The organism is Vibrio sp. 10N.261.54.A5, from assembly GCF_041471145.1.
Lineage (GTDB): Bacteria > Pseudomonadota > Gammaproteobacteria > Enterobacterales > Vibrionaceae > Vibrio > Vibrio crassostreae_C.
On record NZ_JBFRNU010000019.1, the window covers coordinates 38,367 to 64,642 of the forward strand.

Consider the following 26,276-nt stretch of genomic DNA (forward strand, 5'->3'; position numbering starts at 1 on the left):
TCAATTGGAATAGGGAGTTAAACCTCTGCCGCGACAACTCGCCCACTGAAGTAGTCATTCGAGACAATGTATTCGGTTGTTCTGGTCAGCTCGTCTTGCAGCTGCGCCCAGTGACATCGGTTGAGCTTGCCATCGGAGTTATGAACGGCGGGAACAACGCCACCGACTCGAATGCCAAAGGGAGTCAGCTCTTTCGCCCAACTATGGGTAAAGCCAGTGATCATTGAGTTTGCGCTCTCTAAGCCAGACACATCGTGAAAGTCATCATGAGATATCACATTCACAATCACGCCTTCCTTATCTTCCTCTCGCAATCTCTCAGCACTGATTTGCCCAAATGCGAACAGGGTCGATGCCATCGATGAGAGATCATTAATAAAGCTGCTCACAGGCTGATCGCCAATTAGGCTAGGCATTGGGGAGCTTATCCAGTTATTGACCAGCACATCGGGTGTCGTGTTGAAGGTGGTTTGAATAAAATCATATACGCTGAGAATCGCTTGGCTGTCATTGCCTTTGAGCGTGTAGTGGTAAACAGAGTCAGAAAACCGGGCACACTGTAGATACGTCGCTTTAAGTGCTTCCGTGTCTTTATCACAAAGGATGACGGTGGCTCCAAGGTTAACAAAGTGGTTCGCAATCGCCCCCCCCAGTCGCGAGCCGGCAGATGTCACCAATATGATTGAGCTTTTTATTTCCATCCCAGTACCTAAACAAATCGTCCATGTCGGATAAGGATGGGTTAAAATTTATACAACGGGTGTGAATTGGTTCAAACTAAGGTGTGCCAATTAATAAGTTTTTATGAACTTAGTGGCACGTCACATTTTGTAGTAACTTCAAGCGGTAACCGACATCAGGTGTTTTTAGGTTGCCTAAGGCTAGTGGTTCATATCATTCGTGTGAATACTTTGAAGTGTGCGAGTTAGTCGAAGAAGAGCTATGGATAGACAGCGAAAAAGGGAAAGGTAGGTGATCGCTATACTTGAGCTTGAATTTGATACCGACGTTGCGCGGTGGTTAGCTCATTGTAGAGCGTGGCATGTGGCAAATCAGGTAAATGCTTGTTTGCGAGTTTGCGTCGGTCATGACCAGAAAGGTTTTGGTAAACCTCTTCGGGTAAGTCGGCTGTATCTTCAGGCATGAAGGCAAGCGCTTCAGGTTTCAAGTAATGGCTGAGTTTGGCGCTGGCAAGGCTAGCTTGATGAAAATGATTAGATTGCTGAGCTGAAATCTCATATGAAGACTGGTTTGAACGCAGTTGTTGAGGTTCTGCTACGCCAAATTGTTTGCGCAGGCGATCTTCATTTGTCTCTGTGATTTCAATGGTGTCAATTGGCGTGCAATCACGGACATCATTAGAAAACATAGATAACAGCAACGCGAAATCTGCACGGCGACCTTGCTCAACCGCTTGGCTGATCCCGATGCCGAACTTCAGTTCGTTGATGATTCCTGCTTTGTCTAAAGTATGTATTTGCATGTCGCCTCTCATTGGATACACCTTTAACGGCATGGAGTCGGCAAACTTTAGTGTTTAATTACAGGCAAATAGAGAATTTATGTAGGGTTGGGAAGAAGGCTATCAATAGTTCGAGAAGTAAGCGCTATTGGCGGGTTTATTACGAAATGTTTAGATTTTGTGGAACACGACAGATACAAAAAAGCTCACGCCGAGGCATGAGCTTTCAATAGATAACTCGCTATAAATAGCGCAGCGTAAGCAATAATTACTTAGCTAGGTTCTCTTCTACGAAAGACCAGTTTACTAGGTTCCAGAATGCAGCCATGTAGTCAGGGCGAACATTGCGGAAATCGATGTAGTAAGCGTGTTCCCATAGGTCAACAGTTAGAAGTGGAGTAACACCTTCTTCTGTTAGAGGAGTAGCAGCGTTAGAAGTGTTAACGATGTCTAGAGAACCGTCAGCTTTCTTAACTAACCAAGTCCAAGAAGAACCGAAGTTGTTGATTGCTGAATCAGTGAATTTCGCTTTGAATTCTTCGAAAGAACCGAATGCAGCGTTGATAGCTTCTGCAACAGCGCCAGTTGGTTCGCCGCCCGCTTTAGGAGCAAGACAGTGCCAGTAGAACGTGTGGTTCCAGATTTGAGCAGCGTTATTGAAAACACCACCAGTAGAAGTCTTAACGATCTCTTCTAGTGTTTTGCCTTCAAACTCAGTACCTGGGATAAGGCCGTTTAGCTTAACAACGTAAGTGTTGTGGTGCTTACCGTGGTGGAAATCTAGCGTTTCTGCTGAGATGTGTGGTTCTAGCGCGTCTTTCGCGTAAGGAAGAGCCGGTAGTTCAAATGCCATTGCTCAATTCTCCATTGATATGAAAGAGTTAACTCTTTCGATTGCTTCCAGTGATATTATTATTCATGGCTCGCTATACTGCCAACCATGGTCAATTTGCTGACTTGCGATATAGTTTAGCAAGTTTTTACTTTATTAAAAGCTTATTTCATTACTTTTGTGTGAATTGTTAGCTTAGCTTGTTAACCGCTTTTTTTATATGGTTTTTATTCTTTTAGTTTGGGGTAGAATAAAGGCAATAAAAGCCGTAATCCATTAACGAGGAAGCAATGGAAACTATCGATAAAATCAAACAGCAAATTGAAGAAAACACTATTCTACTGTACATGAAAGGTTCTCCTAAGCTACCTAGCTGTGGTTTCTCTTCTCAAGCGTCTCAAGCTCTAATGGCATGTGGCGAAAAATTTGCTTACGTAGATATCCTACAAAACCCTGATATCCGTGCAGAGCTTCCTGCTTACGCACAGTGGCCAACTTTCCCACAACTTTGGGTTGAAGGTGAGCTAATCGGTGGTTGTGACATCATTCTTGAGATGTTCCAAAAAGGCGAACTTCAGCCAATCATCAAAGAAGCAGCGGCTAAAGTTGCTGGCGATGACGCTGAATAAGTTCTAGCCTTTGCGCTGAATAGTTAAAATGAGGGGCCTTAATCAGGCTCCTTTTTTGTTTGAATTGATCGAATCATTGACTCGATAAGGAATGAACAATGAACGTAAAACTTCATTATGTGCATGATCCAATGTGCAGCTGGTGTTGGGGTTACAAGCCAACACTTGAGTTATTGAAACAACAATTGCCTGCGAGCATTGAGTTTAACTATGTAGTGGGTGGTTTGGCCCCGGATTCTGATGAGCCAATGTCAGAAGAGATGAAAGGCAAGCTGCAAGCGATTTGGAAGCAGATCGAAGCTAAGTTGGGTACTGAGTTTAACCATGATTTTTGGACAGAGTGCCAACCTGTTCGCAGTACTTACCCTGCGTGCCGTGCCGTGATTGCTGCAGGTTTTCAAGACCACTACGAAGCGATGCTTGAAGCGATTCAACATGCTTACTACCTTCGTGCGATGTTGCCACATAGCCAAGACACACATTTGCAGTTGGCTGAAGAGCTAGGTATGAATGTTCAACAGTTTGAAAATGACCTTTCTAGCAAGTTATTGGAAAGTGAGTTAGATGACCAGCTAGGCTTTAAAGAAGCGATGGGTGTATTTTCTTACCCGACCTTAATGCTTGAAGTGAACGGCATCTTTAGTGAAGTTGAATTGGATTATCATTCAACGGAAGCGACGCTTAAGTCTATTCGCGAAATTTTAGTGAGTAATGCTCCCGCTGCGTAATTCAGCGAGAGTCATCTGTATTCGCAATGATTTCTAAGGCTTACTCATCAGAGTAAGCCTTTTTTGTTTGGTGTCGCTAGTTCAATGAGAGTGAACGGAAGGAAGAGTAGAATGAATCTCAGAGACAAAAAAGACCGCACGAGGCGGTCTTTATAAAAGTGAGCGTAGGACTGTTTAACTACAGAACCTAATTACAGAACCATGGCTGCAATCCAACCGAATACGATCAGTGGGATGTTGTAGTGCAGGAACGTCGGTACTACGGTTTCCCATACGTGCTCGTGTTGACCATCAGCATTTAGACCAGACGTTGGACCTAATGTTGAGTCAGAAGCCGGAGAGCCCGCATCACCAAGTGCAGCAGCTGTACCTACTAGAGCGATTGTTGCCATTGGCGAGAAGCCAAATGCAGCTGCTAGTGGAACGTAGATAGTTGCAAGGATTGGAATCGTAGAGAACGAAGAACCAATGCCCATAGTAACCAATAGACCAACAATTAGCATAAGTAGTGCTGCTAAAGGCTTGTTGTCGCCGATGCTTGTTGAAAGTGCTTCAACCAAAGATTCAACGCCACCTGTTTGCTTCATAACTGCCGCGAAACCTGCTGCTGCAATCATGATGAAACCGATCATTGCCATCATGTGAACGCCCTTGGTGAAGACATCTTGTGTCTCTTTCCAAGCAATAACGCCACCGAAGGTAAATACCATGAAACCCGCTAGAGCACCGATGATCATAGAGCCAGTCGATAGTTGAACTGTTAGCGCTGCTACGATACCAGCTGCTGCTACTAGGATGTGCTTCTTGTTGATCTCTTTCACTTCTGTTGAAACAACAGTGTGAGAGGTTTCTTTGTATTGGCGAGGCTTACGGTAAGTAAAGAATACTGCAGTAAGGAGACCGAAGATCATGCCTGCTGCTGGTAACAACATTGCCATAGGTACTTGGCTTGCTACAACGTTTTCAAGACCATTGTCGTGAAGGTTTTTAAGCAGGATGTTGTTTAGGAAGATGCCACCAAAACCAATCGGTAACACCATGTAAGGTGTAATCAGACCAAAAGTCAGCACACACGCAACTAGACGACGGTCTAGGTTCATTTTTGCGAATACGCCTAGTAGAGGTGGGATTAAGATTGGGATGAAGGCGATATGTACCGGAATCACGTTTTGCGAAGACATGGTCACTAAGATCAACGACGCAAGCATGCCGTATTTAAGACCAGTCGATGCTGCACTGTTCTCTTTGCCGTGAATGCGTTTGATAACACTTTGAGCAAGGAGATCTGTGATACCAGAACGTGAGATAGCTACAGCGAATGTACCAAGCATAGCGTAGCTAAGTGCAATCGTTGCACCGCCGCCTAATCCACTTTCGAAAGCCGCGACTGCGTCGTTCAAGCTCATACCAGAGGCTACGCCACCGATAATTGCACTGAACGTCAGAGCAACGACTACGTTTACACGCATCAAAGCTAAAACAAGCATGATGCAAACTGAAATTACAACAGGATTCATATTATTCTCGGGATGTTGTGTTTTTTATGAAGGCAATACGAAAAAACGTTTACCGACTCTATTTTTTATTCTTCGTCAACAAGAGGCCAACCACCAAGGGCTTTCCATTTGTTTACAATGCCGCAAAATAACTCTGTGGTTTTTTGCGTATCATACAAAGCAGAGTGTGCTTCTTTGTTGTCAAATTCCATCCCTGCAGTGCGGCAAGCTTTAGCCAAAACGGTTTGACCGTAGGCAAGACCACTAAGAGCTGCAGTGTCAAAAGTAGCAAATGGATGGAAAGGGACGCGTTTAAGCTTACAGCGCTCACTTGCCGCATTAACGAAGTTCAAATCGAATGTAGCGTTGTGAGCAACCATGATTGCGCGACTGCAATCTGAAGCTTTTTGTTCTTTTCTCACTAGCTTGTAGATTTCTTTAAGGGCTTCTTGTTCCGACACAGCACCACGTAATGGGCTAAATGGGTCTTTAATTCCGTTAAAGTCTAATGCTGCCTGCTCTATATTTGCGCCTTCAAAAGGCTCAATGTGAAAATGAAGCGTTGATGCAGGGTGCAGATCTCCGTTCTCATCCATTTTTAATGTAATGGCACAGATTTCTAATAATGCATCGGTTTCAGCGTTAAACCCTGCGGTTTCCACGTCGATGACCACTGGAAAATAGCCGCGAAAGCGTTTTTTTAGGGTCAGAGCTTCGTTTTCTACAGTCATGTTAGCCCAAATAAGTGTGATTAAGGCTGCATTATTGCAGATAATAGCAGTGATAAAAACTAGGGAAGGGCAATAAATCATAAATTACCTAACCCATTACGGCTTGATAATTGCATATTTAAACGTGAGAGAAAAATGCGGCAATTGGCTGCATTGTTAAACGAATTGCTTAAGAGATACTCCACTTTATGAAGAAACAACTCATAACAGGTTCAATGCTATTTTCGCTACTTGTGTCGTCATCGGTCATGGCACAAGAAAAGCGTTACGGAGCATCTCCTCAACAGTCGACATGGGAGATGGTGGCCAACACGCCACTAGAATGTCGCTTGGTTCACCCAATTCCAAACTTTGGTGATGCTGAGTTCTCATCTCGCGCGAGTAAAAAAATCATTTTGGACTTTGAGCTTAAAATGCGTCGCCCAATGGGTGCTACGCGTAATGTCAGCTTGATTTCGATGCCGCCACCTTGGCGTCCGGGTGAAAGTGCTGATCGCATGACAACCATTAAGTTCTTCCAACAATTTGATGGCTATGTCGGTGGTCAAACAGCTTGGGGCATCTTGAGTGAGTTGGAGAAAGGGCGTTATCCGACATTCAGCTACCAAGAGTGGCAGAGCCGAGATCAACGTATCGAAGTGTCGTTGTCGTCAGTGCTATTCCAAGAAAAATACAATGTGTTCAGTGACTGTGTTGCTAATCTGCTGCCTTACAGCTTTGAAGATATCTCTTTCACTATTTTGCATTACGACCGCAACAGCGATCAGCTGAATAAATCGTCGCGTAAAAGGCTGAGCCAGATTGCTGATTACGTTCGCTATAATCAAGACATCGACCTTGTGCTGGTGGCAACGTACACCGACTCTGTCGACAGCAAAGGGATTAGCCAAAACCTTTCAGAGCGCAGAGCGGAATCGTTAAGAGAGTACTTCAAATCTCTAGGCTTGCCAGAAGATCGTATTCAAGTACAAGGCTATGGTAAGCGTCGTCCGATTGCAGACAATAACTCGCCAATTGGTAAAGACAAGAACCGACGTGTTGTGATCTCTTTAGGTCGTACACAGGTTTAAGCTAAACAATAGCTTGTTTTGAAATGACAAAGCCCGTCTTGATGACGGGCTTTTTTATGTTTTAGATTTGGAGTCGTTGTTTGGACGTAACTTGTTTAGTTCAAGCGGAAGCGGGCGATCATTTCACAGTTGGTCGCGGTATCGATCTTCTCCACCATAGAGGCAATTTTAGGGTTTGGGTGGCGTTTCATGAAATCGATCAGCGCTTTCTTACAGCAACCAATAGAATCGATAAAGCTTGAACATTGAGTATTAGGGCACTGAGGGATCAGTGTGAGTACCTTTTCGGAAGCCAGTTGAAGATACTTGAGCTCGTATTCAGTGTCGCCAGCCCAACGCCAGAATTGAGCAAGATTGTGGCAAGAAATCACCGAGATCAGTAACCGCTCATCGGCTTGAATATCGGTGCGTTCTGTAATTTCTTCACTTAAGTTCAAAGCCTGCTGATAATGAAGAATACTTCGTACAGGATCGTCGAGCTGCAATGCAGTATCGGCAAGTAACGTGTGTTTTTCCCATTCGCTAATCATTGTATTACCTCATTAATCAATAGGTGGTTAATTTAAATAATAATTATTATCATGTAAAGTTTCATCAATGAGATTGTTAAGAATAATTGGTGAAGCATATCGATTATGGGGAGAGTGATAAAAAAGAAGCGAGCATAGTGCTCGCTTCTTTTTTATTTCATCAGGCGTTCAAACTCAACTTCTCAAAGAGGTTAAGGAATTAACCTTCTAGACCTGCGCTTGCTTGTTTGTTCTGAATCAGCTCAATCATGTAGCCATCAGGATCTTTAACGAACGCAATGTGTGTAGAGCCGCCTTTAACCGGACCCGCTTCTCGCGTTACGTTGCCGCCAGCTGCTTTAATCGCATCACACGTTGTGTAGATGTCATCAACACCGATAGCAACGTGACCAAAAGCAGAGCCAAGATCGTATTCCGTGGTGCCCCAGTTGTAAGTCAGCTCAATCACTGCGCCTTGAGATTCGTCGCCAAAGCCAACGAAAGCCAGTGTGTATTCGTACTCTTTGTTTTCGTTCTTACGTAATAGCTGCATGCCCATTACATTGGTGTAGAACTCGATAGACTTGTCTAGATCACCCACGCGTAGCATGGTGTGTAAAATACGACCGTTTGACATGATTTGCTCCTAGCTTGTTATTGGTTGTTTCTTTTATAGCACTATATATGAGCAAGCTCATAAGCAACACCAAAGAGATGATGAGTTTGGTCATATTTTCTTATTCTCATCATCTATCTTACTCTCCCTCTCTAGATTTTTCTTATTTGTATTACAATAAAATGAAAGTAGACGGCCTTCTTGATTTGTCAGTCACTATTGATTAATTCGAAGTTTTGCATAAATAGTAAGTTTGAGTATTGGTCTTTTTTGTAATGGCCTTGGTTATTGAATTGTGATTTATATCTCCATCTTGTTGCTGATTTCCTTTCGTTTTTACAATTGGCATCTAACTTTCCATTTTATCAATTTATGATTACGCCAACATCTCCCTGTTTATAGAAAGGTTATTCCGATGTTTTACTTCGTTATTAAGGAATTTTCGATAAAATACGCCGATAACCAATGGTTTTTACGAAAGTGCAAAGGGTGTCTATTTTTTGTGCTTATCTTTTTTAAACAATAGTTTGGGCTTGTATTGTTTGTTTTATGTTTGATGTTTGATGTGGTTGTGTTTTCAAAGTAGTTGTCAAGTGTGTATCAAGTGTATCTTTTGCGATCTTTGCTAAATAGACAATCCTTACTATATAGTTTTTCAAGCGCACCAAATCGACTAAATATTCACTTTTGATTTGTGCGATTTTTCTATCACATAAGAATAAGTATTATTTTATTACATTAGCCTCGGCGTGAGGCATTGATGTGGAGTACTCAAATGACGAGTAAATGGTTTACACAACAAAGTTCAGATGTTTTAAACGAACTGAACGCAGATCAAACGACAGGTTTATCAACTTCTGAAGCGGATGCACGCTTAGAGAAGCACGGCACTAACGAACTGACTGCACAAGAGTCAGCTTCTGCGTGGGAACTGTATATTCATCAATATAAAAACCCACTGATTTTTATTCTAGCTGTTGGTGCAATCGTTTCTTGGTCTACTGGCCACGCGATTGATGCTATTGCTATTGCAGTGATTATCCTTATCAATACTGGTATCGCGTTCTGGCAAGAATTTAAAGCTCAGAAAGGGATGGAAGCGCTAAAAGAAATGGCAGCTCCAGAAGCCGAAGTGATGCGCGATGGTAAATGGATCAGTGTTCCAGCTAAAACCCTCGTTCCTGGTGACATCATCAAAATTAATACTGGCGATATTCTGCCTGCTGATGTTCGTATTCTTGAGTCAAACCGTCTGACGGTAGATGAGGCTGCACTGACCGGTGAATCTGAGCCAGTGAATAAGCAGTCTGAACGCCTTGAAGATGAGACCCTTGGTCTTGGCGATCAGAAGAACATGGGCTTCATGACAACAATCGTGACTACAGGTACAGGCCTTGCTGTGGTAACAAGCACAGGTATGCAAACTGAAGTTGGTCACATCGCTGATATGATGAACCAAACGGAAGAGACGAAAACACCAATGCAAGAGCGTATGGACACCATCGCACTCGCATTATTGGTTGTTGCTCTTGTGGTTGTTGCTATTGTTTGTGCTATCGGTGTTTACCACGGTATGCCATGGTTAGAAATCCTAACAACAGGTATCTCTTTATCGGTTGCCGCTATTCCTGAAGGTTTACCAACGGTGGTTACTATCGTATTAACGATGGGCTCGACTAAGATGGTTAAGAATAATGCTTTGGCTAAACAGCTAGCAGCAATCGAAACGCTTGGTTCTACAACCGTTATCTGTTCAGATAAAACCGGTACGCTAACACAAAACCAAATGCAGGTGATGAAAGCGTACGATGTGTCTGGTCGTTACTGGGATGTGTCAGGTAAAGGTTTTGATCCTAAGGGTGAATTCATTACCAAAGGTCACAATGTCGAAGCGACAAACAGCCCTGCAATGATGAAAGGTCTTGTTGTTGCAACGCTTTGTAACGATGCTGAATATGTAAATGCTGATGGTAAATGGACGGTTCGTGGCAACCCGACAGAAGGTGCACTAATTGTTGCAGCTGCAAAAGCAGGTCTTAAACAAGATGAAATGCTATCAACGGGTGGCTACTCAATCGTTAAGAAGTTCCCGTTCGATTCTGGTCGTAAGATGGCTTCTGTTATCGTTCGTGACCCACAAGGTAAGCACTTCCTAGCATTGAAAGGTGCGCCAGATGTTGTTCTTGGTAAATCAACCAGCTTCATGGTTGACGGTGGTTTCGTACCAACGGTTGGCTGTGAAGTTTCAGGCAACTTGGCTCTCGATACCGCACCGTCTCAAGAGCTTCATTTAAACTTTGAAGCGGCAATCCAAACCTTTGGTGGTGATGCTCTGCGTACACTTGCCGTTGGTTTCCGTGAATTAAAAGAAGAAGAGCTTGAGTTAGATTTCCCTGAGCTTGAAAAAGACGTCAGCATCCTGGGTATCTATGGCATCATGGATCCACCACGCCCAGAAGTACGCGATGCAGTAAATAGCTGTTATAGCGCTGGTGTTCGTACGGTAATGATTACCGGTGACCACGCAGTCACGGCAGCAGCGATTGCTCGTGAAATCGGAATCATCCGTAGCGAAGACGATCTAGTGGTAACGGGTGCTGAGCTTGACCAAATGGATGACGAGAAGCTGTTGTCTATCTGTTCTCAGGTTGCAGTATTTGCCCGTGTTACTCCAGAGCACAAGCTGCGTATCGTAAAAGCGCAGCAAGAGAACAATGAAGTTGCCTCTATGACCGGTGACGGCGTGAACGATGCGCCAGCACTGCGTCGTGCAGACATTGGTGTTGCGATGGGTATTACAGGTACGTCTGTTGCGAAAGACTCAGGTGACCTTATCCTGTTGGATGACAACTTCAGTACTATCGTGAAGGCGGTACGTCAGGGTCGTCAAATTTTCGATAACCTACGTAAGTTTATCCGCCAAGCACTTACAGCGAACGTGGGTGAGGTTTCGGTAATCCTATTTGCATTCCTACTCATGGGACCAGATGTAGTACTTCCGCTAACTCCACTAATGATTTTATGGGTTAACCTCGTTTCTGATGGTCTACCAGCACTCGCACTCGGTGTTGAGCCAGAAGAGAAAGATCTCATGGAGCGTAAGCCAGGCAAACGTGACCAAGGCTTCTTCTCTAATGGTCTAGGCGCTCGTATCCTAACTCGTGGTCTCGCATTAGGTGGTCTAAGCTTTGTGACATTCTCTTACGCACTCGACGGTGGTTACAGTGCTCAATACGCACAAACCGTTGCGTTTTTAACACTGATCTTTGCTCAACTTTGGAGCTTGTTCGATGCACGTACGTTTACAACGATTTATCGTAAGAATCCGTTCACTAACCACTACCTACTTGGTGCGGTGGCAGTATCGGCTATCTTGTCTTTAAGCGTTGTGTACACAAGCTTCGGTCAGTTGGTATTCAGCACAGAAGCGCTAGAGTTTAATCACTTAATATCGTTAATCTTCATTGCAGCAGTACCAACATTTGTTCTATCTGCTATCAAAGAAGTGACTAAAGTGGAGTTTATCTAAGACAGACTTCTTAGCTAAATAATTGAATCCCGCCATAAAAGGCGGGATTTTTTATGCCTGTTGTCTTGGGAACGCAGAATTAGAAGTGAAAACTTATGTAGAGGCGGATTCTAGAGAGTGGCAATAAAAAAGCAGCGCTTTAAGCGCTGCCGTATTGATTAATCGTTGTGAACGGAAAGACTAATCTTCGCTCTTTTCTTTGAATTCACAGAGGTCTTCAATGATACAGCTGCCACAGCGTGGTTTACGTGCGACACAGGTGTAACGTCCATGAAGAATGAGCCAATGGTGGACATCCAGTTTGAATTCTTTTGGGATAACTTTAAGTAGTTTTGCTTCGACATCGTCGACGGTTTTACCCATCGCTAGCTTAGTGCGGTTTGATACACGATAGATGTGAGTATCAACGGCAATGGTTGGCCAACCGAATGCGGTATTTAACACTACGTTTGCTGTTTTACGACCGACACCTGGAAGGGCTTCTAATGCAGCGCGATCTTCCGGTACTTCACCATTATGTAGGTCAAGCAGCATACGACACGTTTTGATGGTGTTTTCTGCTTTTGAGTTAAATAGGCCGATGGTCTTGATATACTCTTTTAAGCCATCAACACCTAGGTCGAAAATTGCTTGCGGAGTGTTGGCTAAAGGGTACAGCTTATCCGTCGCCTTGTTCACGCTGACATCGGTTGCTTGTGCAGACAATAGAACGGCAATCAGCAGCTCGAATGGGCTGTTCCAGTTAAGCTCAGTCTCTGGCTTTGGATTGTTTTCTCTTAAACGCTCAAGTATTTCTACTCGTTTTACATTGTTCATAGCGACATTACTTTCAAATAGTTAGGGCATGAAGCTTGGATTGCTTCTGCTTTATCATCGGTTACGCGCTCTTATGAGCGTCATTATTATATGTACTGTTTAGATCTGATTTCCCCCGCTGAGTGGTTGAGCTAACTCAGCGAGGTTTAAGCTAATTTAACTTATTAGGCATTGGTAACGCGAGCGCGTTCAATGACTGGTTTTTCTTGTTTTGGTTGTCTAGATTTTGCTTGGTTATCGATGATATTTTTCAAAGCAATTAAGAAACCAACACCAATGAAGGCACCCGGTGGAAGCAGGGCTAACAAGAAGCTGTTATCAAATTGGAATATCTGGATTCGTAACACCGAAGCCCAGTCACCAAGCAGCAGGTCTGCGCCATCAAATAGGGTCCCGTTACCAATAATCTCACGCATCGCACCTAACACGACCAATACTGATGTCATGCCTAGACCCATCCAGAAACCATCTTGAGCCGCTGGTAGCACTTCATTTTTTGAAGCGAAGGCTTCCGCACGACCAATGATGATGCAGTTGGTTACGATCAGCGGGATGAAGATACCCAAAGAGAGGTAAAGCCCATAGGCGTAAGCGTTCATCAGCAATTGAACACAGGTTACTAGCGAGGCAATGATCATTACGAATACTGGGATACGTACTTCTTTTGGCACATGATTACGAACCAAAGAAACAGAAACGTTTGAGCCGACCAGTACAAGCAAGGTAGCAATGCCTAGCCCAAGTGCGTTAGTGACTGTTGACGATACAGCCAGCAGCGGACATAACCCAAGAAGTTGCACTAGGGCAGGGTTATTGGCCCACATGCCATTTTTGATCAATGTTTTATGGTCACTCATTATTCACCACCACAATTTAGAGGTTGAGCAAGCAATGCTTGGTTGTTTTGGTTAACGTACTGGACCGCTTGTTTGACTGACTTCACGACTGCTCTTGGCGTGATAGTAGCGCCAGTAAACTGGTCAAAATCACCACCGTCTTTACGAACCTTCCAACGGTCTAGATTAGAATCCGTCACTTGCTTACCTGCAAACGAAAGAATCCAATCACTCACACGCAGATCAATCTTATCACCCAAGCCCGGAGTCTCTTGGTGAGAAAGCACGCGAGTACCTAAAATAGTACCGTCAGTTTTCATTCCAACAATGACTTTAATCGCGCCATTGTAGCCGTCTGGTGCAATCGCTTCGATCGCAATCGCGCTAGGCTCACCATTAAGCTTAGCAATGTAAGCCGGCATCGCTTGCTCAGTACCAAGCTCTTCTGCTTGAACCAAAGTACAAGACGAAAACAGCTCGTTGTCGTGCTGATCGTGTGGGATCACTTGGTTAAGAACAGACAGTAACTGAGCCTGTTCTTGTTGTTTGATCTGATCTTTGGTCAGGTAGTGAGTTACCGCGACCAAACCCGTCGAAGCACACGCAAAAATCGCGAGTACAAGGCCGTTTTTCTTAATTGCATTTAGCATGGTATCCGCTCCCTTAGTGACCGTATGTGCGAGGTTTGGTGTAGTAGTCAATCAGTGGAACACACATGTTGGCTAACAATACAGCAAACGCCACGCCATCAGGGAAACCACCCCAACTGCGGATGATAAAGACTAAACCGCCGATCAGAGCGCCAAACACTAAGCGACCTTTGACTGTCGTGGATGCTGAAACTGGGTCGGTTGCAATAAAGAATGCACCAAGCATAGTCGCGCCAGACAGAAGGTGAATGGTTGGAGAAGCGGTTTCACCAGGAGTGAGCACTAAGAACACTAAGCTAAACAGAGTAAGACTGCCGATGAAAGCCACAGGGATATACCATTGAATAACACGTTGCTTAATCAGCACTAAACCGCCGATTAGGTAAGCAAGGTTTACCCACTCCCAGCCTACGCCAGCTAACCAACTAAATTGAGGTTGAGATAGTGCTTCTGAGGCAGTATTGCCTGCCGTTAATGCCGTTTTGAATGCATCAAGCGGCGTCGCCATTGTGGTGCCATCAATGCCAAGGCGTGCTTGTTGCAGAGACAAACCTTCGTTATTGAAGCCAGTAAAGATCATCAAGAATGAGTCAATAAAGCTTGTTGCTTCTGCTGTCAGGCTCGCGGGAGCATTCCAACTGGTCATTTGAACTGGGAATGAAATCAGCAAAACAACGTAAGCGACCATCGCAGGGTTAAATGGGTTCTGCCCTAGGCCGCCGTATAAGTGTTTCGCGATAATAATAGCGAAGAACATACCAATGACGAGGATCCACCACGGAGAGTGTGGGGGAATCGCGACACTCAGTAGCCAAGCGGTTACAACAGCACTGTAATCACGCAGTGCCATTACTGGCGGGCGTTTTCTCAATAGCATGACGGCTGCTTCAAAGGTAACAGCAAGTGCAATAGCAAATACTAACTGGATGAGGGTACCCCATCCAAAGAAGTAGGTTTGAGCTAGTAGACCTGGCAATGCACAAATAGCCACCCATTTCATTAGATCTGGGGTGCTTCTACGGCTATGCGCGTGCGGTGAGCTGGCGATAAAGAAGGCCACTACTCTTTCTCCTCATTGTTCTTTTTATCTAGCTCTTGCTGGGCTTTTTTCGCTTTAGCACGAGCGATAGCTGCAGCAACAGCAGCTTTCTTCGGATCGACCTGTTCAGATTGAGTATCAGTTTCTACTTCAACTACTGGTTCAGATGTTTCTGCTTGCTTAGCTTGCTGTGCTTTTTTTGCTTTAGCACGGGCTATAGCGGCAGCAACGGCGTCTTTCTTAGCATCGCCAGAACTTCCAGCTTCAGTTTCAACTGCAGGTTCAGGAGCTTCGGTTGTTTCTTGTGTCGCTTGCTGTGCTTTCTTAGCCTTAGCGCGAGCGATGGCCGCAGCAACAGCAGCTTTCTTAGGGTCGACTTGCTCCGATTGAGTCTCGGTTTCAACTTCAACCACTGGTTCAGATGTTTCTGCTTGCTTCGCTTGCTGGGCTTTTTTGGCTTTAGCACGAGCGATAGCTGCAGCAACGGCGTCTTTTTTAGCATCACCAGTACTTTTAGCCGGAGCCTCGGAAGCTGAACCTGCTTGTTGTGCTTTCTTGGCTTTAGCGCGAGCTATTGCTGCAGCGACTGCATCTTTCTTAGCGTCACCTGATTTTTCAGCCGGAGCGTCAGAAGCCGATTCCGCTTGTTGAGCTTTCTTCGCTTTAGCGCGAGCGATGGCTGCAGCGACAGCATCTTTCTTAGCATCGCCAGAGCTTTCAACAGGAGCATCCGAAGCAGATTCCGCTTGCTGTGCTTTCTTCGCTTTAGCGCGAGCAATCGCAGCAGCAACGGCGTCTTTCTTCGTATCGCCTGAGCTTTCTGCAGGAGTATCGGCTGCTGCTTGTTGTGCCTTGCGCTCTCTCGCTTGACGCTTGCGCTCTTCACGCAGTTTAGACATTTCAGAGTTGTCTGGTTCAGCGCCTTCCGCTTTTTGAGCTGCAGCTTGTTTCGCTTTTGCCTTCGCAATAGCGGCAGCAACCGCAGGTTTCACTGCTGGTTCTTCATTCGGAACCTGATCCGCAGCGGCTTTTTGTGCTTTAACACGAGCAATCGCAGCAGCAATAGCATCATCACCGCCGGATGTTTTCATATCTTTACGGCGGTTATCTGCGGCTTTTTTAAAGCGGTTTTCACGTTCGGCTTTATCACGCTCCATACGAGCGTTCTTCTCTTCAAAACGAATCTTGGCGCGTTCTGCAGCAGCGGCTTCATCTTTTCGAGTTTTGATTTCAGCTTTTGCTTGGCGATAGTACTGAACAAGAGGGATTTCGCTTGGGCAGACAAATGCACATGCACCACATTCAATACAGTCTTTAATATTTAGCTCTTCACACTTATCCAACTCGTTGGCTTTGGCGTGCCATTGCAGTTGTTGAGGAAGTAGAGACGCAGGGCAAGCTTCAGCACATGCGCTGCAACGGATACATTCCATCTCGTAAGTGCTTGGTGAGATCTCACGACGCGTTGGCGCCAAAATACAGTTCGACGTTTTGGTGATTGGCACATTGGCATGCGGCAAGGTAAAGCCCATCATCGGGCCGCCCAAAATTAAACGCGGCAGTTTTTTATCTGCTTTGTAGCCAAACTCTTCAAGTAACTCATGTACTGGTGTGCCTAATAGCGCCCAAACGTTACGAGGTTGCTTAAAGGTTTTACCGGTTAATGTCACAACGCGGTTAACCACAGGTTCGCCGTCAATTACCGCTCGCTTAATCGAGTAAAGAGAGCCGACGTTCTGAACCAAAACACCAATGTCTGCAGGAATGCCGCCAGCTGGAACCTCTTTGTTGGTGAGGATCTTGATAAGTTGCTTCTCACCACCAGAAGGGTATTTGGTTGGGATAACGCGAATGACGATATCTTTGTCTTTCGCTGCAATCTCAAGTGCTTTTATCGCATCTGGTTTGTTGTCTTCAATGCCGATAACCGTCAGCTTTGGTTGAAGAATGTGTTCAACCACTTCGATGCCTTTTAATACTTCGTCGGCATGTTCTTGAAGCAACTTGTCATCAGAGGTGATGTAAGGTTCACATTCCGCAGCGTTGACGATCAAAATGTCGGTACGACCTAAGCCTGATTGAAGCTTCTTAGCCGTAGGGAAACCTGCGCCGCCCATGCCTGAAATACCAGCTTGGCGAATCACATCAAGCAGTTCGTCAGAAGTCTTTGTCGAAAAATCTTCAACTGGATTTTTTTCAATCCAAGTGTCTAGGCCATCAGGTTTAATAACCACGCATATTTCGCTCAAGCCTGAAGGGTGAGCGGTAGTTCGCGGTTCGATAGCGGTAATCACACCCGATGTTGGTGCGTGTACTGGCAAAGTAAAACCTGTGTCTAAGGCCGTAAGTTGCTGACCTTTTAACACAGTGTCGCCAGCAGCAACCAATAGGTTCCCCGGCTTACCGATGTGCTGTTTCACAGGAAGAACGATTTCTTCTGGAAGCCTTGCATGGACGATATCAGTAGTATTCGACTGTTTCTTGTTTTCAGCAGGGTGCACGCCACCAGGGAAGTTCCAAATAGAGCCCGTGCGAATTTGTTCAATTAAAGAGATCATACTAACCCTATGCTTTAGGCTCTGACGCAGTCGCATCAGTCGCTTGGTTAGTGATATCAGTAACAGGGATGATGTTCATCTGCCATTTCCAATTTTCAGTCGTTGTTGCCACTGGAATCATTTCAATACAGTCAGTAGGGCACGGTGCGACACATAGATCACAACCTGTACATTCATCTTTAATTACTGTGTGCAGTGCCTTGGTGCCACCAACAATGGCGTCAACAGGGCAGGCTTGAATACACTTGGTACAGCCGATACACATATCTTCGTGAATGAAGGCAACGGTTTTTACTTTGTTATCTAAGTCATGAGCGGAGTCTTCAACTTCTACGCCCATTAAATCTGCTAGCTTCTCAATGGTTGCTTGGCCGCCCGGAGGACATTTGTTGATCTTGTCTCCGTTAGCGATCGCCTCTGCGTATGGGCGACAGCCAGGGTAGCCACACTGGCCACATTGAGTTTGCGGTAAAATGGTGTCGATTTGATCGACGATAGGATCAGCTTCAACTTTAAAACGGATAGAAGCAAAGCCCAAAATAGCGCCAAAAACAGCGGCTAAAACGGCTAGCGCAATGATCGCAATTAAAATGGTACTCATGTTTATTTCACCAACCCAGTAAAGCCCATGAATGCCAGAGACATTAGGCCTGCTGTGATCATCGCAATCGATGCGCCTTTGAATGGCATTGGAACATCAGCAACCGCAATACGTTCACGCATTGCAGCAAATAAGATCAATACAAGAGAGAAACCCACCGCTGCGCCGAAACCATAGATGATCGACTGAATGAAGTTGTGGTTTTCATTGATGTTCAGAAGTGCCACACCTAATACCGCACAGTTGGTGGTGATAAGAGGCAGAAAGATACCCAGCAGGCGATAAAGAGTCGGGCTGGTTTTGTGAACGACCATTTCCGTAAATTGAACAACCACCGCGATAACCAAGATGAAACTCATGGTACGCAGGTATTCAATACCCAGAGGGGTAAGGATGTAGGTTTCTACTAGGTATGCAGAGACCGACGCTAACGTTAGAACGAAAGTCGTCGCGAGGCCCATGCCAATCGCAGTCTCCAGTTTCTTGGAGACTCCCATAAATGGACATAGTCCTAAAAACTTCACTAGCACAAAGTTATTGACCAGCACTGTGCCAACCAACAACAAAAGGTATTCGGTCATAATGGATTAATTCTTGAGATTCCGATCCCGATATTATCCTGCTTTGCTCACCTAATAACAACCAAGGATCACTAGGGATTTAGACACTTGGTGAAAAAATCAACGGGTAACCGTTTGATTAAGATGGATCAGGTTAAGTATAGGTGGGTATTTGCGGGGAATGAAAAATAAGATTAACTCAATGATAACTCATCGAATCAATCCTATTTTCTTTGTTGTAAAAAGTGTCGAGGAACGAAATGACTTAGTCTTTATGAACCTGAGCTTTCTCAATTAATGTTTCGAACAGAGGCTCTGCGCACCAAAATTGGCATAAATAGCTTATGTTCCGTGTGTTCTTTTGGCTCGTCACTTGCGAGTTGCAGAGAGAGCTTAACCGCTTGATTAGCCATGACTTGAATTGGGTAACGAATGGTGGTCAATCGAGGGTAGATGAAGCGAGCAATGTGGCCGTCATCAAACCCAATAACTGATATATCTTCTGGAATACGAACGCCATTTTCTTGTAATAACGCCAAACAGCCTGCTGCCATGTAGTCGTTATACGTTGCAATGGCTGTGATATCTGTGTTTTTTGCCATTAAGTTAACCATGGCTTGCTCACCGCCTAGCTCGTCAGGTTCACCATATTCGATGTACTCATCGTTCGATTCAATACCGTGATCTTTCAATGCATCCAAATAGCCACCTAAGCGGTCGTGAGCATCTTCAATATCGTGACTCGAGCAGATGTAGCCAATGTGTTTGTGGCCGTTTTTAATCAAATACTCGGTCGCGATGTAGGAGCCGCGGCGGTTGTCGAGAGCAATACAACGGTTTTCGATATCGGGAACAATGCGATTGATCAGCACCATGCCGGGTACTTCATTGGCCAGCTTGACCAGCTCTTCGTCGCTAATGCCTTTGCTATGAACCACGAGTGATTCGCAGCGGCTGTTGATCAGCAGGTTAATCGCATTACGCTCTTTGGTGGCGTCATGGTAGCCGCTGCCAATCAGTAACTGCTTTTCTTGCTCACTTGCCACGGTATCAATGGCTTTGATCATCGAGCCGAAGAACGGGGCAGAAACATCATTAACCAGTACACCAATCGCGTTTGAAGATTTGCTGACCAATGCACGGGCGTTGGCATTTGGGCGATAGCCGAGTTTTTCCATAGCGGCTTTTACCGCCGCAATTGCGGTTTCACTGGTGTGAGGTGCATTGTTGATTACTCGAGAGGTGGTCGCGATTGATACGCCTGCTTCCTTCGCAACATCTTTAATGGTAGCCATTCCGCTCTCTTATTCTGAATATAATGCTGTGTGCTGGTGGTTGGACATTTAACAACGGATAGTTAGGCAATTCAAATATTAAACATCAAATATGACGAGGTTTGATGGTTTATTTTTGATTGGCTGACTAGTTTGAAAATAAAAAGCCAAGCTCTAGATTTGAGCTTGGCTTTTGAGTCACATTGGCGTGTGGACTGCTGTCGTGTGAGCTGTTGTCGCGTGAAGTAAGGTAATCACAGGTAACCCAAAGTAATAGGGGAACCAAGTGGCTTAGAGCAAGCCGCTTGGTCCGAATCTACTTACGATGCGCTTGTTAGCGTAACCTGATAACGATATTGATTGTCGGTGAGTTGAAACTCTTGGTGAACACTTGGACTCCAAGAATCATCACCACCAACACCCATATGTTGGTGATCTACGCGTACATAGATTTTCTCTTCACGAGTCAGGTCATTGGTATGCTTAGCATCCGTTAATTGTTGCTGGCTGTACTGACTCACACTGAATGAAAAATCGCCTTCGATCCCGATATTTCCTACATTCAAGTTTTTGGTTCCGCAACGTAACCCGCTATCGGTTGGGAATATATACGGCGTATGCATCTGATCCAGTGTCTGTTTGTGTAAACCGAATCGAGCAGCAGCCAAACGGTCTGGATAGTTTTCAAAAGGACCTAATCCCAGCCACGATACTGGAGTTTCATTGGCAGTTTCGAGTGGTAAAGGTAGCTCCATCTCAAGACCAATGCGTGGCATCGGTGGTAAGTGATCGGCTAAGTTGACATCAACCGCGATATTCATTTCGCCTAGGTTATTTAAGGTGTATTGCCATTTGGTAATCGCTTGGATTTGGCCATTAAATTGGTAGGCGAATACTGACGCCACTTGTACTGAGTCTGCGAGCGCTTGCACGACACAACTTGTACACTGACGCTCCCATTGACCAATGCCTGCAAGTTCCCAGCGACAAGCCCATACATTTGGGTCGATGTTGTCTATCTCACTGATACCAATGTCGTTATCAAGTGGCGCGCGATAGAAGTTATCGACAGGTGCCTTGATAACTTGCGGTTGCCCATCAACGATCCAGTGGGTCAACAATCCACTCTCTGTATCCCATTGCCATTGATGTGTTTCATCTAGGCTAGACACGACCACTTTATTGTCTTGCTGATGTAACTGGGGAGCCAAAGCATTTGCCGTGATCGGGAGTTGCAAGCCAGCATGGTTACGTAAAGCAAATTGCTCCGTCGCACAAACATGGCCTTCTTCTGCCCACTTGGTTGAATGAGTCAGAGTAATATCGGTGTTGAGATGATATTCGGCTTGTGCTTTTGGTGTGAAAGCGAGGTCAATTACCAGCTCTTGTTTACTATCTTCAGCAACGGATAAGACTTGTTGCCCTGATTGAATCACGATGCCATTTTCGAGCAATTGCCAGCGTAAGATTTCATTGTCAGTCGCTCGGAACAGGTTTTCATTGGTTACCGTTAGGCGGCATTGATCTTCAGTTTGCTCTGCTAACGTCACATTGATCATTCTCTGGCAGTATTTCGCCTCTTCCAAGGTCGGGTGTACGCTGCGATCTGGGAAGATCAAACCGTTGATGCAGAACTGACGGTCGTTGATGACATCGCCAAAGTCTCCACCGTAGGCCCAGAAGTGTTCACCGTTTTCATCCCATTGGCTTAGTCCTTGGTCAACCCAATCCCAGATGAAACCGCCTTGTAGGCGAGGATATTCTCGGAATGCATCCCAGTAATCATTAAAGCTACCCAAACTGTTACCCATTGCGTGTGCGTATTCACAAAGAATAAGCGGGCGTTGCTCGTTAGGCAGAGAAACCCATTTCTTGATAGACCATTTTGGAACGGCATCGTCTTCGATAGTGCTGTTAACGCGTGCGTACATTGGCGCAATGATATCGGTCGCTGTGGTATTTGAACCACCGCCTTCATACTGTACCGGGCGAGAAGGATCGTACTGTTTCGACCAAGCATACATCGCATTGTGGCTGCTGCCGTGCCCTGACTCGTTGCCCAAAGACCAGATGATGATAGAAGGGTGGTTCTTATCACGCATGACCATTTGCGTGTAACGACTCATATAAGCGTGTGCCCATTGTGGGTCTGCAGACAAGCGATTCATAGGCTGCATGCCATGGGTCTCGATGTTCGCTTCATCACACACGTATAAACCGTATTCGTCACACAGCTCGTACCATCGTGGGTGGTTAGGGTAGTGCGCGGTACGCACAGCATTGAAGTTGTACTGCTTCATTAGACAGATATCGCGGATCATGTCTTCTTCTGTCATCACATGCCCCAACTCTGGGTGATGCTCATGACGGTTGACGCCGCGAATCAATAGCGGTTTGCCGTTTAGCTTTAGCTGACCGTCTGTCATTTCGACTTTACGGAATCCAACTTGATAAGCTTCACTTTCTATGTGGTTACCTTGCCAATCAAGCAATGACACGACAATTCGGTAAAGGTTAGGAACTTCTGCGCTCCATTTCTTCGGATCTCGAACATGAAGAGTTTGGAATACCACATCGTCGTAGGTGCCACGCTCGTCAATTCGTCGATTATGAGGGCGATCGATAAGCGGCTCAGTTACTGCGTTTTCACCGTCAAACAGTTGAACCTGAACTTGGTAAGTGTCTGGTGCCGTAATTTTGGTGACAATAGACAGTGAACCATCGCGATAGCATGCGTCTAAATTAGGCGTAACGAACACATCTTCAATGCACTGCTTTGGTTTAGCTAGCAAGGTCACATCACGGAAAATACCGCTTAGCCACCACATATCTTGGTCTTCTAAATAGCTACCATCACACCAACGTATCACCATAACAGACAGTGTATTATCGCCGACCGTTAGATACTGAGTTAAGTCGAACTCGGCAGGTAAGCGACTATCTTGGCTGTAACCAACCCAATTGCCATTACACCAAAGGTGAAAAGCGGAATTAACGCCATCAAAGATAATACGTTGGGTGTTCTTTAGGTCATTTTTAGTCAACGTAATTTGAGTGCGGTAACAACCGGTTGGGTTTTCTGCCGGTACAAACGGTGGGTTCACTTCAAATGGGTATTTTACGTTGGCGTAGATAGGTTTATCGTAGCCTTGCATTTGCCAGTTTGATGGTACGGTAATCTCGTCCCATTGTGAGTCATTGAAACTTGTTTCGATAAATTCACCGTCAACTTGTTCAGGTGCATCAAAGTATTTGAACTTCCATTGTCCATTAAGAGATTTACGTTGTGACTCAATGCCGTCTCGAGCGTGCTTAAGGTTGCGGTAGCTTGATAATGGGCTGTGCGCATTAAGGCAGTGGATATTCACAGACTGTGGGTTTTCCCAATCGCGTCTTTGGATGATGTTTGAAAATGCCTTCATGGTATTCCTACTCTTAAAGTGTTCAATATGGGTAATAATTCTATTAAGTCATCGGTCTTTTAAGCCGTGATGACCGTTATCAAATCGTTGGTTATGCGTATTGTTCTGTTGGCTTATTCAGCTATTCAGCGAGCTGTTTTAATAAATAATCTTTTGCTTCGGGTATGCCCTGTTCGGCCGCTTGATTAGCAATAAATGCAGCTTGTTTGATGTCATTGTTGTTTAGGGCTTGGTCAATGTCTTTTTGGATATTCAGCCATTGCGCCTTTTGATTGGTTTCAATTGTCTGATTTGATGGTTGAGAAACTTGCTTTGAACCTAAGGTTTCGGGTTCATTGTCGGATGAAACACCAAGCTCAGCCAATAGAGTCAAAACCGCACTGTTTGTTGATTTGCTCGCCGTAACATCAATGACACCTACGTAGCTCAACGTCGCAGTCAACGGCAGTTGCTTATTGCCAATAACCTGCTGAGATTCTGAATACAGATCTTCAGGATGAATTCGATTGATGGCGCTATCTAACTTAGTGCTATCGGCGCTGACCACAATAAATTGCGCGTTGTCTCGTTGAGGTTCGAGTGCAATTGATGCTTCAATTCTTTCTAACCCTTGCATCGTTGTCGGGTAGTAAGTGAAGTCGTTAGTACTGTATTGACCAAGCAGTCGCCATTGTTTGTCAAAGACATAAATAGACGGTGCGAATAGCGCATCATTTTTAATGTATGAACGAATGAGCAAGGACAGCGATTCTGTCGTGTCACTGATTTGGTACGCGATGGTCGGAAAGCGTTGGCTATCCGCTTGTGTATTGTCATTTAACAATGAAGAGGAAAGGGTCGGTAAATCACCGTCCATGATGACTTGCTGGTGGAATGGAATAGATAATTGAGTGATAGGTAGCGCGCTGAGTTGAGAACAACATGCACTGCTATTGAAATCAGTATTGAGTTCTTGTTCTGGTATCCCGCTGCATGCGCTTACAGTTAATGCCGCGACAATGACTACCAATGATTTTAATTTCATCTCATTACTACCTTTGTAAAGGGGTGAACCATTGGCTTCCCCATTAAATTTGCTATTCCAGTTTCAAGCGCCAACTCAATGGTTGAATTGACGCTTTGTTTCTGTGTTTACCACCAAGTTTCTACGTTGAAACCAAAGGTAATTTCATCGACGGTCTCTGCATTGATGCTCGTCGCCGTGCCATACACTTCGTTACCACGATCCCATTCGTTGTTGGATTCAGAGTACGTCGCAAAAATACGAATAGATGGACGAGCCCATACCCCTTTTCCAGCTTGGAACATTTGAGCCACGGTCACTTTATACATATCGTTGGTGCCCGAGCCGTTTTGAGCTTCTACCGTTTCGTAACCCACCTCTAATGCTGTCGACATGTAATCTGTCCAAGCATATTGAGGACGAGCTCCGACACTGAACCACTTCTCACCATCGTTGTTATCTAGGTTTTTGTCTTGATAAGCGATGGAGTACATCACTTGAACATCTTCACTGATATTCAAGTCACCGTGGTTAAATAGGCGCCAGCTAGAACCATCGTGTTCCACACCCGTGCTGTATTTTCTGTTTGATCCACCTTCAGCACTCATTAATCCACCTGCCAACGCATCGGTACCATATTGGAAGGCCAAGGTGTTTGAACCGTAGTTCCAAGCTTGACGGTAAAGAGCAGAGAGCATTGCGCCAGAAGTAGTAATGTCTTTATCGTCGTAGCTTGAGTTCTGCGTGGTTACGTAGTTTAGGCCGAGTGTTAGGTCTGCTGTTTCACTTAGCTCAATGCCACTTAAGCGGGCATCGATGTTATGAAGGCTGCGTCCATCGTCACTTGAAGAGTTTGGTGCCATCCAAGCTAAGTGAGCATCAGCAAAGCCGAGATCCCAATCTTCAATACCAAGACCGGTGCTGGATGTATCCCAGTACTTAACATCTATCATGTGGACTTCGTGGCGACGGTAAAAACGTTCACCTGCCCAAATTTTTGCGTTGGGTTGGCCGTCGATAAGCCCATGGCCTGCTGACCAAAGCTGAATCGTACTCACGTCTCCCCAGCTATCTCCACTGCCTAGATAAATCGTGGTGTCAAAATAGGCGTCATTGTCACGCCATACATCGGCTTTCACTCCCGCTTCCCACCAATTTAGTTCATTACCTAAACGGTAGTTACCGTAACCTTGGCCCGCTCGAATAACGTCGTTGCGTTCTCCTTTGCCGTCGTTATGTTGGTCATTATCGGTGTAGATGTTGCCCCATTTTGCATAACCAAAATACGTTACGTTCTCCACTGCAGCGAAGCTGACTAATGGGGCGAGGGACAGAGTGAATCCTAATGCTTTGACTAGCATTTTTTGTTTCATGAAGTGTCTCCATTATTTTTTATTTATGGATATTTTTATGTTTGAGTCCTAACTCGAGCGAAAGTGTAAATAAACTTTGGAAACGTTTTCATGATGAAGTTGGCATTTTTATGCTATTGATGGGTTTGTGATTATTTTGTGTGATTTTGATCTGATTATTGGGCTTGTATAGGTGTTTTTACGCTAGGTTTTGTGATTTTAAAGTGGAATCGTTTTCTTTACTCAGTGCTATGCGGTGGTTTAGAGGGAGTGATTATGCTGTTGGTTGTCTTGGAATTTGAGGTGAAGCGGGTTTGAGGTACTTTGAGTGTCGGGTTGTTCGAGGGCTTTGAGGAAAAGCAGCCCAGTTAATGATAACTGGGCTCGTGAGACAAGGAAGTAAGTATCAAAGCAAATGCAGCAGCAAGGCTACAAGCATCGTGTTCTGTACCGTCAAGCTGGAATGTAAAAGTTAGGACCCAGAGAGACACTTCATAGATGTACTCGAAGATCTAAGAATACGAGTGTGATGTGATCAGTTCAAGAGGAAATGTATTTTAGCC

General features: G+C 45.0%; 22 protein-coding genes. 4 read left to right on the forward strand and 18 right to left on the reverse strand.

The features are described 5' to 3' along the window. Nucleotides 1–17 precede the first annotated feature (17 nt). The 3 genes from AB4329_RS05250 to sodB form a co-directional block, all read right to left on the reverse strand. Nucleotides 18–701 (reverse strand): SDR family oxidoreductase, encoded by a 684-nt coding sequence (locus tag AB4329_RS05250; RefSeq protein ID WP_017061182.1) that lies wholly within the window; start codon nt 699–701, stop codon nt 18–20. A gap of 278 nt (nt 702–979) precedes the next feature. After that, nucleotides 980–1,483, reverse strand: coding sequence for a VC2046/SO_2500 family protein (locus tag AB4329_RS05255; RefSeq protein WP_276202729.1), 504 nt, complete (start codon nt 1,481–1,483; stop codon nt 980–982). A 247-nt stretch (nt 1,484–1,730) separates the two neighbouring features. After that, nucleotides 1,731–2,315: a superoxide dismutase [Fe] gene (gene sodB, locus AB4329_RS05260; RefSeq protein WP_004734050.1), complete on the reverse strand. Its 585-nt coding sequence runs from the start codon at nt 2,313–2,315 to the stop codon at nt 1,731–1,733. 269 nt (nt 2,316–2,584) lie between these two features. On the opposite strand from sodB, the gene AB4329_RS05265 reads away from it, so the two are divergent. Both AB4329_RS05265 and AB4329_RS05270 read left to right on the forward strand, forming a co-directional pair. Continuing rightward, nucleotides 2,585–2,923 carry a Grx4 family monothiol glutaredoxin gene (locus tag AB4329_RS05265; RefSeq protein ID WP_004741702.1) on the forward strand — a complete coding sequence of 113 codons (339 nt, stop codon included), beginning with the start codon at nt 2,585–2,587 and terminating at the stop codon, nt 2,921–2,923. Nucleotides 2,924–3,021: 98 nt separating this feature from the next. Beyond that, nucleotides 3,022–3,651: a DsbA family protein gene (locus AB4329_RS05270; protein ID WP_017061180.1), complete on the forward strand. Its 630-nt coding sequence runs from the start codon at nt 3,022–3,024 to the stop codon at nt 3,649–3,651. A gap of 191 nt (nt 3,652–3,842) precedes the next feature. On the opposite strand, the gene AB4329_RS05275 is transcribed toward AB4329_RS05270, so the two are convergent. After that, a complete protein-coding gene (locus AB4329_RS05275; RefSeq protein ID WP_029235135.1) occupies nt 3,843–5,168 on the reverse strand; it encodes a Na+/H+ antiporter family protein in 1,326 nt (441 codons plus the stop codon). A gap of 65 nt (nt 5,169–5,233) precedes the next feature. Further along, nucleotides 5,234–5,878 carry a ribonuclease T gene (rnt, locus tag AB4329_RS05280; protein WP_017061178.1) on the reverse strand — a complete coding sequence of 215 codons (645 nt, stop codon included), beginning with the start codon at nt 5,876–5,878 and terminating at the stop codon, nt 5,234–5,236. A gap of 188 nt (nt 5,879–6,066) precedes the next feature. Here rnt and motY point away from each other — a divergent pair, with 188 nt between their 5' ends. Further along, nucleotides 6,067–6,948, forward strand: coding sequence for a flagellar protein MotY (gene motY, locus AB4329_RS05285; protein ID WP_017063457.1), 882 nt, complete (start codon nt 6,067–6,069; stop codon nt 6,946–6,948). 95 nt (nt 6,949–7,043) lie between these two features. Here the strand turns inward: motY and AB4329_RS05290 are convergent, their stop codons facing one another. Continuing rightward, on the reverse strand, nt 7,044–7,478 hold the full coding sequence (locus AB4329_RS05290; protein ID WP_004734047.1) for a DUF2753 domain-containing protein: 435 nt from the start codon (nt 7,476–7,478) through the stop codon (nt 7,044–7,046). 199 nt (nt 7,479–7,677) lie between these two features. Then, nucleotides 7,678–8,094 (reverse strand): lactoylglutathione lyase, encoded by a 417-nt coding sequence (gloA, locus tag AB4329_RS05295; protein ID WP_004734046.1) that lies wholly within the window; start codon nt 8,092–8,094, stop codon nt 7,678–7,680. A 754-nt stretch (nt 8,095–8,848) separates the two neighbouring features. Between gloA and AB4329_RS05300 the strand changes: the two genes are divergently transcribed. Beyond that, entirely contained in the window at nt 8,849–11,602 is a 2,754-nt protein-coding gene (locus tag AB4329_RS05300; RefSeq protein ID WP_102321073.1) for a cation-transporting P-type ATPase, read from the forward strand. Between the two features lie 180 nt (nt 11,603–11,782). Here AB4329_RS05300 and nth read toward each other — a convergent pair whose 3' ends face one another. From nth to AB4329_RS05355, 11 genes are all read right to left on the reverse strand, one after another. Continuing rightward, complete coding sequence (nth, locus tag AB4329_RS05305) at nt 11,783–12,418, reverse strand: endonuclease III (protein ID WP_017061172.1); 636 nt, start codon at nt 12,416–12,418, stop codon at nt 11,783–11,785. A gap of 164 nt (nt 12,419–12,582) precedes the next feature. Further along, nucleotides 12,583–13,275 (reverse strand): electron transport complex subunit E, encoded by a 693-nt coding sequence (locus AB4329_RS05310; RefSeq protein ID WP_012603531.1) that lies wholly within the window; start codon nt 13,273–13,275, stop codon nt 12,583–12,585. Further along, nucleotides 13,275–13,904, reverse strand: coding sequence for an electron transport complex subunit RsxG (gene rsxG / locus AB4329_RS05315; RefSeq protein ID WP_017061171.1), 630 nt, complete (start codon nt 13,902–13,904; stop codon nt 13,275–13,277). Before rsxG ends, AB4329_RS05310 begins: the two co-directional genes overlap by 1 nt. A 13-nt stretch (nt 13,905–13,917) precedes the next feature. Next, nucleotides 13,918–14,964, reverse strand: coding sequence for an electron transport complex subunit RsxD (gene rsxD / locus AB4329_RS05320; protein WP_017063459.1), 1,047 nt, complete (start codon nt 14,962–14,964; stop codon nt 13,918–13,920). Next, nucleotides 14,964–17,501: an electron transport complex subunit RsxC gene (rsxC, locus tag AB4329_RS05325; RefSeq protein ID WP_372137778.1), complete on the reverse strand. Its 2,538-nt coding sequence runs from the start codon at nt 17,499–17,501 to the stop codon at nt 14,964–14,966. Before rsxC ends, rsxD begins: the two co-directional genes overlap by 1 nt. Nucleotides 17,502–17,508: 7 nt before the next feature. Continuing rightward, on the reverse strand, nt 17,509–18,102 hold the full coding sequence (gene rsxB, locus AB4329_RS05330; protein ID WP_004734040.1) for an electron transport complex subunit RsxB: 594 nt from the start codon (nt 18,100–18,102) through the stop codon (nt 17,509–17,511). A 2-nt stretch (nt 18,103–18,104) separates the two neighbouring features. Then, complete coding sequence (gene rsxA / locus AB4329_RS05335; RefSeq protein ID WP_004734039.1) at nt 18,105–18,683, reverse strand: electron transport complex subunit RsxA; 579 nt, start codon at nt 18,681–18,683, stop codon at nt 18,105–18,107. Between the two features lie 269 nt (nt 18,684–18,952). Next, a complete protein-coding gene (locus AB4329_RS05340; protein ID WP_372137779.1) occupies nt 18,953–19,957 on the reverse strand; it encodes a substrate-binding domain-containing protein in 1,005 nt (334 codons plus the stop codon). A gap of 299 nt (nt 19,958–20,256) precedes the next feature. Next, nucleotides 20,257–23,358 carry a beta-galactosidase gene (locus AB4329_RS05345; RefSeq protein ID WP_372137780.1) on the reverse strand — a complete coding sequence of 1,034 codons (3,102 nt, stop codon included), beginning with the start codon at nt 23,356–23,358 and terminating at the stop codon, nt 20,257–20,259. A 121-nt stretch (nt 23,359–23,479) separates the two neighbouring features. Further along, on the reverse strand, nt 23,480–24,382 hold the full coding sequence (locus AB4329_RS05350) for a MalM family protein (protein ID WP_136973538.1): 903 nt from the start codon (nt 24,380–24,382) through the stop codon (nt 23,480–23,482). A 107-nt stretch (nt 24,383–24,489) separates the two neighbouring features. After that, complete coding sequence (locus tag AB4329_RS05355; RefSeq protein ID WP_136973539.1) at nt 24,490–25,734, reverse strand: carbohydrate porin; 1,245 nt, start codon at nt 25,732–25,734, stop codon at nt 24,490–24,492. Nucleotides 25,735–26,276: the final 542 nt, after the last annotated feature.